Here is a 15,002-nt window from a genome sequence, read left to right on the forward strand (position 1 = left end):
GGACCTCTAGTGTACGGCGGCCTTCGCTAAATCGAAAGCGCCTGCCAGACGGGGAGACGGCTGATTCGTTGCGTGCACCGGCACTTGTAATGCGAAGAGAGCAGGAAGCGTTAAGCACAGACGCCCTGATGCCGAAGCACCAGGGCGCCCAATTTACTCCCTTGGCAACACCACAAACGGTGTCTCTTGCGGCATGCCTGCCACTAACGCCGTCCGCAGCAGTTTCACTGTCGATGGCAGTGCCCATACAGGCGACTGCAGTTCCGGCATCGGCTTCGCCTGGAACAGCTTCTTGCACTGTCTTGCCGTCCAGCGCGCCCACGACTTGGACTTCTTACGGCGAGCACTGTCCGTGGAGATTCCCGTCCCCGCATACATCTGCCGATAGAGCTTGGAGAGGAACATGAACGCGACCCTGGACTTCAGGTTCGGCGTGCAGGCCGACCGCTGCCAGATAGCGCTCCAGTTGTAGAACCTGTCCCAGACCTTCTGTGTGCGCTCGCGAATCTCGTCCGAGTTCATCGAAGGATGCGGCGTGAACATCTTGGGCCGCACTGCCGTTGGGATCAGCCAGTAGCGCGTGATCGGCACATCGCCCACCATCGTGGGGTCCTTGGCCTGCTCCTTCTCCCAGCGCCCAAAGTCGATCGTTCCGGGGAACGGCGTCATCATCACGAACTGGGCGAAGGTTACACCGGCCTTCAGAGCCATCTCAACCGTTGCGTCAAAGGTAGCCGGCTTGTCCGTCGGAAGCCCAAAGATAAACGAGCCGAGGACATGCACGCCATGCTTTTTGAATGTCTGCAACTGCTTCGCCAAGGCGTCGCCGGAGTAGTTGAAGTCCTTGAAGACAGCCTTGAGACCTTCCGGAGTCACGGCTTCCACGCCTACAAGCGCCCCCTTGATGTTGGCCTTCCGCATGGCGTCGAGATACTCGCCGTCTTCTCCAGCCTCCATCGTGATCTGCGTGAAGAACACCATGTCCTTTGGCAGCTTCGCCAGCTCTTCCATGAGCTGAAAGCGCTCCGTGCGGATCGCCATCAACTCTTCCACCTTGGCGGTGTTGTTCTGCTCGCGGGCGAGGCGCAGATCGGTCAGTGTTACCGGGTAGAAGTTGTCGTCAGCCAGGGCGATAAACCGGAAGCCAAGACGCCGCAGATCGACGATCTCGTCGATGACGCTCTGGAACCGGCGCTGCCGCGGCTGCTGTCCATCGGTCCGCCAGACGCTGCAGAACGAGCAGTGCTTCGGGCATCCGCGAATCGTCTGCACCGAGGCCCACATATATTTCTCAGGAGGCATCAGGTCCCAGCGCGCTGCGAGGAACTGGTCACCGTCGATGCGGCCGCCCTCATAGATCCGCTCTGGCGTGCCCGCCAGGCAATCGACAACGGCCTTGCCCCAGGCGATATCGCCATCGCCCTTTACGACAGCGTGCGCTTCGCCGCGCTCAAAGGCCTCTTCGGGAAAGAGCGTAGCGTGAATGCCGCCGTACACCACCCACGCGCCGCGGCCACGGGCCATGCGGCCCACTTCGTATCCACGCAGCGCATTGCCGGTATGAACACTGATGCCGACGATGTCTCCCGACTGAATGCTCTCCGGAACGACCTGCTCCAGGGATTCGTCGACGAGGATGGGATCCCCTGCCATTTGCGGCGTTGCCGCAGCCAATACAAACAGCCATCTGGGGGTAATGACGGCAGTACCAAAAGAGTTGTCGCTAGGGTTTATAAGATGGACGCTCAACGAATCCAACCTTTCCTCGTACGAGTGCGGTGGCTTCAGTGAGTGTCTTTACAATAGAACGAATCGAGGGGGAGTGATTCGTAGATCGCAGGTCTGCCCGCCGGGCTATGTCGTCTATCATACATAACGGTTGTTACAGTCCGATGGCAGTGGGAGAGTTTAGAGCTGGTTTGAAGCCGGGATATCCTGCAGAAGTGTGCTGGCTGTGCTGACACAGACCGATCCCTTTTTATGAGCAAGAGAGCTGCCTATGATCTATCCCGGATTTGTCGACCATCTGGTCTTCCGCGTCTCAGGGCTCGAGAGGACGGAGCGTTTTTACCAGGCACTTCTCGGCCAACCCCTTGAACGAGCTGAAGATAGCCTTCTGTACGCGGTAGGCGACACTCGTCTGTTTTTCACGAGTACGGCCGAGAGCCAGGCAGGGATGCACGAAAAAGAACGCGTCGGCTTGAATCACATTGCCTTCGGCGTTCGCAGTCTTCAGGAACTTGAAGCCATTCAGACACAATTGGACAGCTCCGGAATCTCTCATAGCGGATTGAAGCTGGACCAGTATGGTTTGAAGGAATTTATCTGGCTGGACGATCCCGACGGCCTGCGAATCGAGTTTTATCTGCGGCCCGAGTAAACGGGCACGGCGAATCGGCTCTTCCGGCGCACAAAGACGGACTGCTCCCGTTCCAAAGCGCGGGCTCAGTGCAGCAGGCTTTCTTCTGAGGGCTTCATCCGCACGACGCGGTCCACCGTATAGGGCGTGCGCTGCGTCTGCGTAAAGAAGTGCCGCACCTGGAGTTCGCCGAGCAAGCCGACCCCGATGAGTTGAATGCCCGCCAGGATCAGCACACCGGCGATGATGAACCAGGGCGCATGTTCACCCGCAACAGCATGGCCTGAGATCAGTTTGTAGATCAGCAGCCACGTCGCGATGCCTCCGCCCGAAAGCATGGCGAGCGCGCCGATGCTTCCGAAAAAGTGCAGCGGGCGCGTCATGTACTTGAGCAGAAATCGAATGGTCAGCAGATCGAAGAACACTCGGAATGTGCGCGAGATGCCATAGTGGCTCTGCCCCGCTTCGCGTGCCGGGTTCGAGATCGGAATCTCGCAGATGCTCGCGCCATACCAGCTCGCCAGCGCGGGGATGAAGCGGTGCATCTCCCCGTACAGGGGAATATTGTGGATCACCTCGCGGCGATAGGCCTTGAACGTCGTGCCGAAGTCGTGAATATCCACACCCGAGAGCTTCGCCATCAACCAGTTGGCGATGCGCGATGGAATCCGCCGCATCACCATGTTGTCGCCCCGCTGCGCACGCCATCCACTGACGACGTCGTAGCCCTCTTCCAGTTTGGCGAGGAACGTCGGAATCTCGTTGGGATCGTGCTGCAGATCGCCGTCCATTGCCAGGACGTACTCCCCGGAGGAGTGGTCGAAGCCCGCGGCCAACGCCGAGGTCTGGCCGAAGTTCCGGCGCAGCTTGACCAGCAATACACGTGAATCGACGGCGGCGATCTCCTCCAGCAGGCGGTAGGTGCGATCGCGAGAGCCGTCATCGACGAAGACCATCTCAAAGCTCGCGTTGACGTGTTCCATCACGTCTTTTACGCGGTCATAGAGCTTCGTTACGTTCTCTTCTTCGTTATGAAACGGGACGACAATAGAATACCTGGGCACATCCTCAATTTTACGCCTGAGCCAGCCACTTTGGCGCGGTACACTAGCTGAAGTGGTTCGCATTCGATCCTTTTCGGGTCCGTTGCGCTCTCCCCTTTCCACTTCAGGCCCGGTAGCTCAGTTGCATAGAGCAGCGCACTCCTAACGCGAAGGTCGCAGGTTGGACTCCTGCCCGGGCCACCAAAAATCCTCAATATCCATGCTGGTTTTATAGCATCCCCCAAAAGGCACCGAAGCCTCTAGAACTGGCCTGTGCTACTTTTGTGCTACTTTTGCACCCTGTACTTCACTGCACCCAATACCAATCCACAAATGCAAAGGCGGAGAGAGTCTTCGAGGATCGTTCCGACCTTCACAGAGAACTGAGGTAGGGCATACTACCTTTCCATCCGGCCAGCTTCGACACCACGTAATCTATGCACGCCTGGGAATTGCTGTAGAAGACAAAAGCCTCTTGAAGGGTCTTTATCTGCATGGGGTATCCTTTCGGATACTGCGGAGGAACAGATAAATGTATCCAGCTTGGCTGCAAATGCTGCTAGCCGTGATTATGACCATCGCTGCATTGATGCAGATAGGTTCGATCTTGTACTCGATTGTCAATCGAAACGCCAAAGACCCGAACATCAAGCCAGGTGCGAACCATCCAATAGCCCGAAGAATCTGGATGACGGCGATGCTCTTTATACCCTTCCCTTTGATTTTCCTAAGCATATCGAACCTCATTCAAGAAGCTCACAGCAAAATGCCACTCACAAGGCAGGCAGTATTCTTCATGTGCGGGGATACCGGATCGATTTGCTTGGCGGTGACCGTCTTCTTTGTGCTAGCAGGGATGTTCGCCATCGTGGAGTTGATGTACGTATTGGAAAACTTCAACCAGATGCACAAGGGCACGCTTGACGTCTTGGTAGATATGAACGATCAAATCTGGAAGAAGCCAAGCAGGAAAAGAAAGACCAAGGTTGGATAATGAGCCGTGCTGAGTCAAGTCTGTCATCGCCAATGCAAAAACCCCACCCTGTTGTCAGGATGGGGCTGGATGATGAATGAGCATGATTGATTCAGCTTGCATGAGAGCGAGCCGGATAAGGATGAAGTGAGTTCACTTCCTTGCCCATCACTTTTTAACGGGACAAGGGTAGGCTTCTTGAAGCGCACCATATACGCCCGCGCTTGCCGCGAAGTCTAAAGTTTTTGGGTGTTTCTCCATGTAGACGAGGTAGACCCGAACCAACGTTCCCAATGCGGCATCAGTGGGACAGGCCACACGCATTGAGGTCAGACCAGCCGTAATACCATCGATATACCCATAGCAAGCCCCCGCGTCATACAAATCAACGCTGTCTAGATTACGTGTATTGTCGAGCATCGCTATGTAGTTCTTGCATTCGTGAACGAGGTCAGTTCCTGTCGTAAACGGGCGGTCTACGGCGAATAAAGCGATTGCGAGCATAGGGGCGAGCATGTCAGCCATACTCTCACACTTGCCTATCGTTGGTGGCTGCTGGTGGGTTCCATACCCTGTGGGCATGGCTGGATTCACTTCCTCAGCTTGGCGTACTGCTCACCTGTCAGTTCTAGCGCTATCTGGCCTCCCCCTCTGAAGTGGGTACAGTAGTATTGTGCCTGCCCCTTGTCACCCGCCTTCCCACATTGATGTACGCCTAACGATAGGAATGCCATGAACGCTCTAATTCGCAGACCCCTGCTGAGCCTCGGCCTTTTGCTTCCGCTTCTTACCGTGGCTTGCTTAAGAGTAGCGCCGCCGCCATCGCCGCCACCTTCGCCTGATGTGATTACCAGGATGACTTCCGCGAAGAAGATTTTTCTCTCCAATGGAGGTGAGGATGCTCAATTCGTACACGATATTCCGGGAGGTCCGAATCTGGCATACGATGAGCTTTATGCATCGCTCAAGCAATGGGACCATTTCCAGCTAGTTACTTCACCGGCGCAAGCTGATCTTATCTTCGAGATACGGGGTACGGAGCGTTCAGCGATTGTAGAGTCAGCGAGCCCGGATGGCCGCCATTCCGATGTCACCTATTTCCCCGCATTCTTAAACCTCTCCATCCTCGATCCTTCTACGCAAAGTTCTTTGTATGTGATTACCATCTGGGCAGGGCGGGATACCACCATCCCTAAAGGTAAGATCGCTTTCACGAAGTCCATCGGCACATTGACCGACCGGATAAAAGCCGTTGTATCTGTGCCCACACAAACACCACAACCGTAGTGTCATCGGAGCAGCTTCGCTAAACGGAAAACGCCCGGTCCTCATGAGAGATTGCCGGGCGTTTCAATTGCCTGTGCCTTTGATTAGTGGTGGCTCAATTAAAGCGCGTCAAGTGCCGCGAGGTCCTCGTTTGGTTTTACGAACGTTTGGCGTTTTGGTTGGAGCATATCCTGACCGGTAAGTGCTGGGTTCAACTTCTCGGGGGCTTTTTCCTCCGTAGGCTTATCCGCGTCGGCCACCATGCTCAACGGTATCGCATGGAAGTCCTCACTTGCCTTTAGGACCGCTTCCTTCGTTGGAGCCTGTTCATCGGTTGACTTCTCTTCTGTGGGCTTCTCTGCAAAGAATGCACTCTCGGATATCATGTTGCTCATATCATTTCTCCTTGTATGTTGTGAAATTCATAACTTTCTGTGCTCGTTGGAAATGTGTGGCAGACACAGAGGCAGGAAAGCCAATTCAACTGCACTGATATTCAGGTGTGGTGTTCGGAAAGATGGCCCGGAGGAATGCACGGGAATCATGCACCCAGATTTTGTACCACATCCTGCTTTCAGGCGTCCAAGTGAGCACAACAAAAGGCCAGCCCGTTATGGACTGGCCTCTATTTGCTTTGAAATCAGAATTAGATCGTGACGCCACGTGTTGCCATGAGCTTCTTCAACTGAGCATAGATTCGCTCTTATTTGGTAGACCAGTCATACAAATTAGCACCGGCACCGGTCACAGGCTGTTTTGCGTAAGCGTAATGCTGTGCGAACCGTGCCCATAGAGGACCTTCCACATAAAAGCCTCCCCAGATAGTTGGGTGGGTTCCGTCAATTGTGTAGGTCTGCTGGGTGTTGACATTGCCGACTGAAACACCCGCAGGTAATGTCGCCATGTAGGCGCTGAACTGCCCAGTAGCATGTTCATTCAGCACAGGCACACCGTAGTCGTTTGCAATTTGGGTTTCCAACGCATTCCAAGCATTAACGTTGACATCTTGTTGGAAACTGTTGTGCTGCGGAGCAATCAGGATCAATCGAGCAAATGGATTGGCTTGCAGATAGCCCTCAATTGCCCTGCGCAAATAGCCACACATGCTCGCTGTCGCAGATGTGTCCACATACGTTCCCGTTGGTGAATCAAAGTTAGTGCCAAGCGCGATGATGACCATTTCCATAGTCGCCAAGTCTTGTGCAAGGGTGTTTCCAATAGTCCCGCTGTTGTGATAAGTCTGCGCTTGTTGCCCTGTGGTCGGATTTGCAACTGTGGATGTGAATCCTTGATTAGTGCCATTGACGGGATCATTACCGTACATCTCAAATATCTGTGAGAATGCCCGGCCAGCGCGTGCGTCCAGTCCTGCCAAATTGCAACCTGATGCAGCACAAAAACCGTTAGTGATGGAAGATTGACCTAAGCGACTATCGCCACAGAACCAAACATTGATGTTAGTCAGCGGCGTAAGCGGACGGCCTCTGTATGGATTGATAATTGGAGGAATGCCGCCAGCAGATGTACAAGGTGCAAAGTAAGGAACTTTACCTGTTGCAGGCGACCACATCAAACTCATAAAAACAGCATTGTTTGGAATTGGAATTGCTTGCCCTGCTGCAAATGTCGTTGTAGGAATAGCAGATAAAAATGTACCGTCTGCTTTATAGAAACAATGTCCAAAGTTTGCATTTCCGGGGCTGCCGTTCTGCATAGCGCAAGACACAAAACTCAGCCCTGCGCAAGGCGTGAGTAGACTGCTTCTTAAAGACGCAGCGACACCGGTTGTATTGATTGTGCCATCGACAACATTGCGACAGCCTGCAAGAGCATTATTTATATCGATGAGGTTGCGCCCATTAGGCCAAATACCGACCTCTGCATGTGGGACTGTCGTAATACCAAGCCCTGCCGCAAGTTGAGCTGCTGCGGTAGTAGCTACAGCCGCATCCTTTGCATCTATCGTGCTACCCGGATAAGTGCCATAGGCCTGCCAGGGCGCGAGGACAGTTCCGTAGTTAATCATCAAGCTATTTGGGTTGGCGATTACGTGGGTGTTGGCCAGAGTAATCCGCATGTAGGCAATGTTCGCGTTAGACGGAGCGGAGATAGCCGTATCAGCACCATGCATCGTCGTATCGTCGACAACCCATGTGAAATTTTGATCGAAATACGAAATGCGCTGCACGCTAGGAAGCGAATCAGTCGAAATGAATTGTTGTCCGGCTGTGATTGGAATGAAATCACTGACGGCTACATTAGCCGAGGTATTAGCAGTGACTACCCCGCCCGTATTCAAGAAAGCATTCTGTGTGCAGGCAGCTACATTGCAGAGTTGCAAGAGAGAACTGCCAGTCGGTTGTTTTGAGGCGAGCGAAGCAAGTGCTCCCAAAGAAGCGACACCGGGAACACCTTGAGGTCCAGTGGGACCAACAGGACCAACATTCCCTTGAATGCCTTGAGGACCAACAGGACCGACTACACCTTGAGGACCAATGGGGCCGGACTGAACAGTGACCTGAGCTGCAAGGTCCGGTTCATAGGTATCGAAGTCGAAGGTCAAACCTGTAGGCCACTGAACACAGCCATAACCAGGGCCGAGAAGATTGTTGCCTGTCACGTTGTCTATGAGCCTGACCGCATAGCCAATGTTGATTGGGGTTGTCAGATTAGGATCGGCAAGGAGTATTTGAAACGCGCCATTGGTGACGACAGCGGAGACTTTGTAGACTGTAGTCGGTCCAGGAGCAACACCACCTGTCTTGTATGAGAGAGGCTTGCCTTTATTGTCTACAGGTGTGAAATAAATTGTTGCATTGGTTATTGGTGTGCTGCTCGAATCACGAAGATTAGATGCAGACACTACGGTGTAACCCACCGTTGCAGTGAGACTTGCCATTGAGTGTGTTTCCTAATGAATGTGGAGGATTTGTTACTGAAGGGGATGTTTAGAAGAGTGCCGAATAGAGTGTGTCTTCCCTATTCGCACCGTCTTTGATTACCGATGGAGCCAAGCGTAGAGAAGAGGCCAGATAAGGTGTAGAAACTGAACAATCAGAATCCAGAGGATTCCACCGACACCAATTGCCTTGTACAGTTCTTTGCCCTGCCGCACGGCTTTGAGAACAGCATTCCCTGCCATGCCGAGCGCAGAACAGATAGTGATGAACCACTTAACAGAGCGAATGTCTTTAGTGACAGACTTGTGTTGCTCTTTCAATTCGCTGACTTGGCTCGTGATGTGAGATCGGAATTCCTGATCCTGCTCATGCCATGTTTCGTGTTTAGCAACGAGGCCCTCAAGCAATTCAGTGTTTCGCCCTATCTGGCCAGGGACTTTATCAGTCCCCACAAGAGAGGTGATGTCCTGTTGCATGGTTTCCAGCTTCTCGTCCTGACTGTCTAATCGCCGTTCTATCTTTTCGCGGTGTTCGTTCAATTTCTGTTCCATCAGGTCGAGTGTTTGTCGCTCACTCTGAGCAATTGCTAAGTGAATTTCGCCAGCCGGAAGCCCATCCAAGTCGCGTATGGTGATGTTTTGTGGAGGCATTATTCGCTGCTCCCGCTGAACATCTCTTGCTCGGCTGCGCGTCTCCGCTCAAGGCCGGGCTGCACCTTCCCACCGGCATACACCCAAACGCTGAACTGCTTCGCGGCTGCGGTGTAATCGCCTGTATTGAGCACGCGAAGAAGAGTGGATGTGGTGAAGTTTCCAACCCCCTCATTGAAAGTGAAGTCACAGAGAGCGTCGAACTGCCCTTGCGTGAGCGAGACTTTGACCTGACGGTTGACGCAAGCAATCGCTACCGCCATGTCCGACAGAAGCAGACTGTCTGCCTGTTCGTTTGTGATCGTCTGACCGGGATGGACATCGCCTGTATGTCCAAAGCCGATTGTCCAGATACCGGCTACATCTTGGTACGCAGTGAGCCGAAGCCCCTCAAACTGTTTGGTCAGTGAGAGGCCCTGAGGGCTGATTTGATATGTCATTGAAGGGGAATCTCGTAGTGCGGACATGCAGGGGCATAGAGGCCCAAAGGAATCGGGCTTCTATGCGCTCACTGCAAAGGGGATTTAGTTATTGAATGTAAATCTCTGCCACCTGGGCCTGTACTGAAGACGAAGCGCTCGGGACAGAACTCGATGCTCCACCAACACCCGGAACAGCATTCACAAAAACCGAGATGCCAGACAGATTCGTTCCAGTAGGAACAGTCAATGTATAGGTAGTCAAATTTCCTGCTGAATTAGCGAGAGGAGAGGTTGTGCTTCCTCCTAAAGAGGCATTAATACTAACGCTCCCACTTGGCGAAGTGGCCGATTGCCTAAGGATCGTAGTACAGATAACCGTCAGGGTCATGTTGGCGGCAGCAACTACGGAGTTAAAACCTGACCATGCCCCACTGCCTATTGCTGTTGTATTCGATGTCTTACCGACAGCAAAGGTGGAGGTACTCGATCCCGACACCGTGGCATATGAACTCAGATTTCCGTCATATGCAGCGGCAGGCGTCGTGGTGGTTCTGGTTCCTAATTCGCTAAAAGTTGTCGGTTGGTATTTACCGCCATTCGTTCCTGTACCTCCACCCCCTCCACCTGAGCCAGCAAAAGGCGTCACAATAGAGTCGATGAGGAAGTATCCGAGCTTGCCGAGAAAGTCAGACTGATTTGTCGTTGCTATCGGTGTGACATTGCCGCCCACATAGGTTGGATCGATATAGTACACGTAATAGAGAGTTTGTTGAGTCAGGCCTGAGATCGTCACGGCTCCACCAGGGAAGACAGGCAAAGACAACTGGCCGACAAGCGCGGTGAAGGGATTGCACTCGATAGCAGCGGTTCCATCGGGATACGCTTCCCCGACGAGTGAGCCTTTACCGACACCGTCCTGAGTCTGAACAGATAGAACCAATCCTGCGGTGAAGCCGTCGAGTTCCACCCATACAGAGGTTGCACCATTACCGCGTATTGATCGAATCCGAACGTCATACTGTTGGCCGGATACAACACCACTAATGAAGTAGAAATTGCTATTGACCGACGCTGACCCCGCATCAGTCCAATTGGCTGCACCGACAGGCTGATATTGAACCTGTATCTGGGTAACGAGGATGTCTAGAGGCGTTGTCCAGTTGACTTGGATTCGTGGCGCTACCGAACCGTCAGGCTGTAGCAGAGCCGTTGCAGCCGAGGAGATCAACTCCATGTCCGTCGGCGGGGCCGGGGTATAGGGAGCCTGAAGCGATGGCGCGGCTGGCACGTCATAGACGGTCAGCTCTTCGGCTACGCTCCAGTCATAGATTGTTGGGTCGGTTTCATTGACGCCGAGCGTGATACTGAGGAGAGGCCCTGCATCGGTCTGATCGGTGGTGAACTGAAATGAGTTCACTTCGAGCAGTTTGTCTGTCCAACCCATCTGAGAACACGTCATATTGAACGTGTCCATTGGCTGCAAGGCGAATGCGGCAAGAGACATCTTCAGCGTGCCCGAACCCATTTGCATCCGGTTGCGGAGTAACGCAATCTTGGCTAGACGCTGCGCCTGGGCGATGCTGAGAACCTGAATGAAATCCTTTTGGAGCGGGAGAACAACTTCACCGTCTTCGGTCAGATATTCATCGTTTGCATAGCCGTGAAGAGTGTCCGCTGCATAGTCTGGATATGAAGTCGGCTGGAAGGCGAAGGGAAAGTTATCCTGTATTTGGCCGTTGTACCAACCATTCGAGTCGTACAGGTTGCCAGCAACGTTAAAGGGGAAATTTGGTGCTGTGTACTTGCCGCGAACAAGATTCGAGATGTCACGGAAGCCTTTAGTGGTCCAATCAACAGAGTCAATCAGATGGTCGCTGTTGAATGATGCTGAAGGTCCGTAATAGGCTGCGGGATAGATGAACCATTGACCGCCTATTCGGCTTATCTTCCCACCCATCGACTCCATGAGGGTCGATATGATATCTCCGACAGCGGTTCCGGTGTCATAGTGCCAATGGCATGAATAACGGCTTTCAGTACCGCCCGCAGCAAGGGCAACCTGTTCGTCGCAGATGTTGGCTGCTGCAATCAGTTGGTCCTGATTTACGCTGTCGTCACCGAGGCCCCATTCAGGGTCAGTCAGAACATCATTGATGATGAGGGCTGCATTGGCAGAGTATGTGGGCGTTGTTCCTACGCGAGGGTCAACGACAGGCTTTCCATGCACCGTGAACCTTACTTCAGGCTCAGAAGGAAACATAGACGAGTCATATTCGACTTTGAGGTAGACATAGGTACAGCCACCCACAAAGGGAGACTTGCCGGATGATGCAGCCCAGGTAGGATCGTTTGCGGTGAGACCACCGATGACATCACCAGGAAGTTGTTCTCCATAGCGAGCTTCACAGTAGACAAGAGTTCCGAAATTGTATTGAACGCCGTTAGGGCCTTGGTGGGAATTACCGTCAGCATTGCCACCGAAGTTATATCCGTTTTGTGTGGTGTTGCCAGCGCTGGTGGTATCCCAATAAACCTGTCTGCCGTCAAGGTAAAGATTCTCAATGGCGAAACATTCATGAGTAGCGATGACGATTACATAATTGAATTGGTCATGGTGACCGCCTGTAGTCGAACGATAGATTTGAATTCCACCGACACGCTGAATCCCATAGATGATTTGTCTATATGAGGCAGCTTGACGAGTGGTGATGTTGACGCCACGGTTGGCTGTAAGCGCATTGGCTATGGCCCCGGCTTCCATGCTGATACCGCTGATAGCCAGCGATGCCATGATCTTGTCGAACCAGGGACTCGCTACGAGTGCGGGGTCTAGAAATGCGGCGACACCCATGCCAACAGCGCCAATCAGCTCACTTGCTCCAACCAAGGCCTTACTCATGTGTTTTGTGTTCCTAAATAGAAAGACCGCTCTGAATGAGCGACCCTGTGTGTTCTGGAGCGTGTGCCTGCTTAGGAGGTCTTCCACGCGCGAGTAATGACTGAAATGGGAAACTGCATCAGGCCGGTTTCACCGATGCTGATTGCATATCTGCCATCGATGCCGACGAAGCCAGCGATGAGCTGTGTTCCGTTCTGAATGGTGACAAGATCGCCACGTTGCGCAAGCAAAGGCTTCGACCATTCGGTGAGTCCATGCTTGGCTGCACAATAGGCGGCTGCATCAGCTACGGTTGTGCCGTTCGCTACAGACTTGATGAGTGCGAATGCAGAGGCTTCGTCGGTGTATTTGCCCCGGAAGTCGCTGGCGATATCCACGCCTGTCATTGCCTGAATCGCATCTGCTGCCATCAGGCAACAGTCCGATGTGCCCCACTTGAAAGAAACATTTTTGTGAGCAGCGATGAATGCAGGTAGGAGTTGTGTGTCCCACTTTGGGAGTCTTACAAGCGCCATGATTAGCTGCCCCAGATGAGGGCTGGAGACGCTTCCGACTTACGTCTCAGTCGTGCCTCACGCATCTTTTGGCGTGTCGTCTCTGAGAGTTTCTTACCGAAGTTCGGGTGATTCTCACCTTTTACGGCGTCACTGATTTTGCGGCGGTGAGCTTCTGTGAGCTTGTTGCCAAGACAATAGGTATTGCCTTTCTGTGAGTCACTCATCTTTTGGCGTGTTGCTTCCGTAAGTTTCTTACCCTTGCTCCACGAAGGATGTCCCATGAGCGATTGGCTTTGCTTTCGGCGGGACTCATCAGAGCGTTTGTGTCCCATATGCGACTCGCTCAATTTCTTACAAGTCTCATCGGATCGCTTTCCGTTAGCACCGCCTTCGGTCCTGTTGTAGCCGAAGTCAGGATTCATAGAATCATGAGTAAAGATGGCTCGACGCTCCATGTCGTCTAGCTCTGCTTTGCTGAAGGCTTGATGAAGGCAAACGATGTCGAACGATTCCAGGCCGTGCTTTCTCATTGCGCAATACAAATGAGCATTGCTTCTCACAGCACGCGCTTCTTTCTTGTGCTGTTTCCATCGATGTTCGATAGTTCTTGCAGTCTGTCCTATGTAAACCTTTCCATTGATTCGATTACGAACCAAATAGATATAACCGTAGATGTTCAAGTAACTGTGTTCCTTTGCAGGCGTGGCGAATCAATCCACGCGCACATAGGCGATGGATGGACCGAGCGCTGCTGATTGTGTGGCGGTAAGAGAGGGTTAAGAACCCCAATTCAACGAGATGTCGTTCAAAATTTCTACAAAATTGAAGGCACTGTCGGTCGGGAATTCCATGTTCTGATCTGCCGCCGTCCATAGCCGGGCTGAAGCCCTTTGCAGGTTGGCCAGGCGATTCTCTAGAGCAAGAGAAACGGTGATCGTATTGGCCCCGGTTGTGATGTGTGGCTTGTCTACCTGACCGCTGAAGAGCAAATAGGGTGTGCCGATGATCTGCCCGCTATTCAGGCACGCGAACCACACTTGAGCTGGAGCGCCTAACTGAATGTCAGTAAGACAAGCTGAGTAGAGTGCAGGGTCGATGCCAGATAAAGTCAGAGCTGTTCCTGCTGCCTGGACTTCTGTTCCCTCACTGATCGTTCCCACGCCACCGAGAGAGCCGACACCGAGATAGGTGTTGGAGTTGTAAACAAGAGGACCGACACCGCTCCATATGAACTGTGGGCCGGATTTGAATTGAAGTGAGGCCAGGAATGCAGGCACGACAACAGAGGCCTGAAGCGCAGCCAACATGAGTGGATCAATTGTTCTCATGTCTATCTGGCCTCTATCACGGAGATCGTGACGGCATTCAGTCTTGTTTCAGCGCTCAGAATGGATCGTTTGTTGCTGGATAGGCGAAAGAGCCCTTGTGGATGATTGAGGATGACCGGTTCACCGTCTGTCGTAGCCTCGCGAATAGAAGGCCAAACAGAGATGATCGCGCCACCGTTAACATCGGAATCAACCTGAGTCAAAACACGATGCAGACGATAACCAATCTGGAGATGATCGCCCGGTAGGAGCAGACGATAGGTGTTCGGTGTCCATCCACGAGTGGCAAGCGTATAGCTCATGGGAGCCGTGACGCCATTGCAGACAGGGGTGCCACTTGCTGAACCGCTAGGAGAGATGTGGAAGGGATGGCCGAGATAGAAGACATTGGTCATACCTCTGCATTCGCCCAAGAAGCCTTCCCATGCGGCGACGGTTTCGGATGTCATCTGCGGGAGAGTGAGGTCGGCAGTCCAGAAATCTGCACCGGGCCATGCCTGGACCTGCTGAACACCTGTAAAGGGTGAGGTCGATACAGGTGTTGTGTCGTTCATGGAGAGATTTAGCTGTTTGATTCCGGGGGCGCACGGAAACGCGACGATATTAACGCCGTTATAGGTGCCGATTGTGGACATAGATATTCCTAGAAATGTATGAGGGGTGAA

Annotated in this window: 15 protein-coding genes and 1 tRNA gene; 4 read left to right on the plus strand and 12 right to left on the minus strand. The window is 53.0% G+C overall.

Going from position 1 to position 15,002, the window contains the following annotated elements; genetic code table 11:
* Window positions 1-153 precede the first annotated feature (153 nt).
* Window positions 154-1,653, minus strand: coding sequence for a radical SAM protein (locus tag HDF15_RS21675; protein WP_260331254.1), 1,500 nt, complete (start codon window positions 1,651-1,653; stop codon window positions 154-156).
* Window positions 1,654-1,999: 346 nt separating this feature from the next.
* Between HDF15_RS21675 and HDF15_RS21680 the strand changes: the two genes are divergently transcribed.
* The gene (locus tag HDF15_RS21680) at window positions 2,000-2,380 is read left to right on the plus strand and encodes a VOC family protein (RefSeq protein ID WP_184259405.1); all 381 of its coding nucleotides are present in this window, start codon (window positions 2,000-2,002) and stop codon (window positions 2,378-2,380) included.
* Between the two features lie 65 nt (window positions 2,381-2,445).
* Here the strand turns inward: HDF15_RS21680 and HDF15_RS21685 are convergent, their stop codons facing one another.
* Window positions 2,446-3,423 (minus strand): glycosyltransferase family 2 protein, encoded by a 978-nt coding sequence (locus HDF15_RS21685; RefSeq protein ID WP_184259407.1) that lies wholly within the window; start codon window positions 3,421-3,423, stop codon window positions 2,446-2,448.
* A 106-nt stretch (window positions 3,424-3,529) separates the two neighbouring features.
* Between HDF15_RS21685 and HDF15_RS21690 the strand changes: the two genes are divergently transcribed.
* Window positions 3,530-3,606 (plus strand) — tRNA-Arg (locus HDF15_RS21690).
* Between the two features lie 328 nt (window positions 3,607-3,934).
* Window positions 3,935-4,396: a hypothetical protein gene (locus HDF15_RS21695; RefSeq protein WP_184259409.1), complete on the plus strand. Its 462-nt coding sequence runs from the start codon at window positions 3,935-3,937 to the stop codon at window positions 4,394-4,396.
* 147 nt (window positions 4,397-4,543) lie between these two features.
* Here HDF15_RS21695 and HDF15_RS21700 read toward each other — a convergent pair whose 3' ends face one another.
* Entirely contained in the window at window positions 4,544-4,900 is a 357-nt protein-coding gene (locus HDF15_RS21700) for a Rap1a/Tai family immunity protein (protein WP_184259411.1), read from the minus strand.
* A 207-nt stretch (window positions 4,901-5,107) separates the two neighbouring features.
* Between HDF15_RS21700 and HDF15_RS21705 the strand changes: the two genes are divergently transcribed.
* Window positions 5,108-5,662, plus strand: coding sequence for a hypothetical protein (locus tag HDF15_RS21705; protein WP_184259413.1), 555 nt, complete (start codon window positions 5,108-5,110; stop codon window positions 5,660-5,662).
* A gap of 98 nt (window positions 5,663-5,760) precedes the next feature.
* On the opposite strand, the gene HDF15_RS21710 is transcribed toward HDF15_RS21705, so the two are convergent.
* The 9 genes from HDF15_RS21710 to HDF15_RS21750 all read right to left on the minus strand — a co-directional run bounded on the left by HDF15_RS21710 (window position 5,761) and on the right by HDF15_RS21750 (window position 14,972).
* Window positions 5,761-6,036 (minus strand): hypothetical protein, encoded by a 276-nt coding sequence (locus tag HDF15_RS21710; protein WP_184259415.1) that lies wholly within the window; start codon window positions 6,034-6,036, stop codon window positions 5,761-5,763.
* Window positions 6,037-6,344: 308 nt separating this feature from the next.
* Window positions 6,345-8,540 carry a hypothetical protein gene (locus HDF15_RS21715; RefSeq protein ID WP_184259417.1) on the minus strand — a complete coding sequence of 732 codons (2,196 nt, stop codon included), beginning with the start codon at window positions 8,538-8,540 and terminating at the stop codon, window positions 6,345-6,347.
* 99 nt (window positions 8,541-8,639) lie between these two features.
* Window positions 8,640-9,191 (minus strand): hypothetical protein, encoded by a 552-nt coding sequence (locus tag HDF15_RS21720; RefSeq protein WP_184259418.1) that lies wholly within the window; start codon window positions 9,189-9,191, stop codon window positions 8,640-8,642.
* Complete coding sequence (locus HDF15_RS21725; RefSeq protein ID WP_184259421.1) at window positions 9,191-9,631, minus strand: lysozyme; 441 nt, start codon at window positions 9,629-9,631, stop codon at window positions 9,191-9,193. Before HDF15_RS21725 ends, HDF15_RS21720 begins: the two co-directional genes overlap by 1 nt.
* 88 nt (window positions 9,632-9,719) lie before the next feature.
* Window positions 9,720-12,512 carry a fibronectin type III domain-containing protein gene (locus HDF15_RS21730; protein WP_184259423.1) on the minus strand — a complete coding sequence of 931 codons (2,793 nt, stop codon included), beginning with the start codon at window positions 12,510-12,512 and terminating at the stop codon, window positions 9,720-9,722.
* A 71-nt stretch (window positions 12,513-12,583) separates the two neighbouring features.
* Window positions 12,584-13,027, minus strand: a complete 444-nt coding sequence (locus tag HDF15_RS21735) for a DUF6950 family protein (RefSeq protein WP_184259425.1) — start codon at window positions 13,025-13,027, stop codon at window positions 12,584-12,586.
* 2 nt (window positions 13,028-13,029) lie between these two features.
* Complete coding sequence (locus tag HDF15_RS21740) at window positions 13,030-13,689, minus strand: NUMOD3 domain-containing DNA-binding protein (protein ID WP_184259426.1); 660 nt, start codon at window positions 13,687-13,689, stop codon at window positions 13,030-13,032.
* 96 nt (window positions 13,690-13,785) lie between these two features.
* Entirely contained in the window at window positions 13,786-14,337 is a 552-nt protein-coding gene (locus HDF15_RS21745) for a hypothetical protein (protein ID WP_184259428.1), read from the minus strand.
* A 2-nt stretch (window positions 14,338-14,339) separates the two neighbouring features.
* Window positions 14,340-14,972, minus strand: coding sequence for a hypothetical protein (locus tag HDF15_RS21750; RefSeq protein WP_184259430.1), 633 nt, complete (start codon window positions 14,970-14,972; stop codon window positions 14,340-14,342).
* Between the last annotated feature and the right edge of the window lie 30 nt (window positions 14,973-15,002).

The sequence above is a fragment of the Granulicella mallensis genome, from assembly GCF_014203225.1.
In the GTDB taxonomy this organism is placed as follows: Bacteria; Acidobacteriota; Terriglobia; order Terriglobales; family Acidobacteriaceae; genus Granulicella; species Granulicella mallensis_A.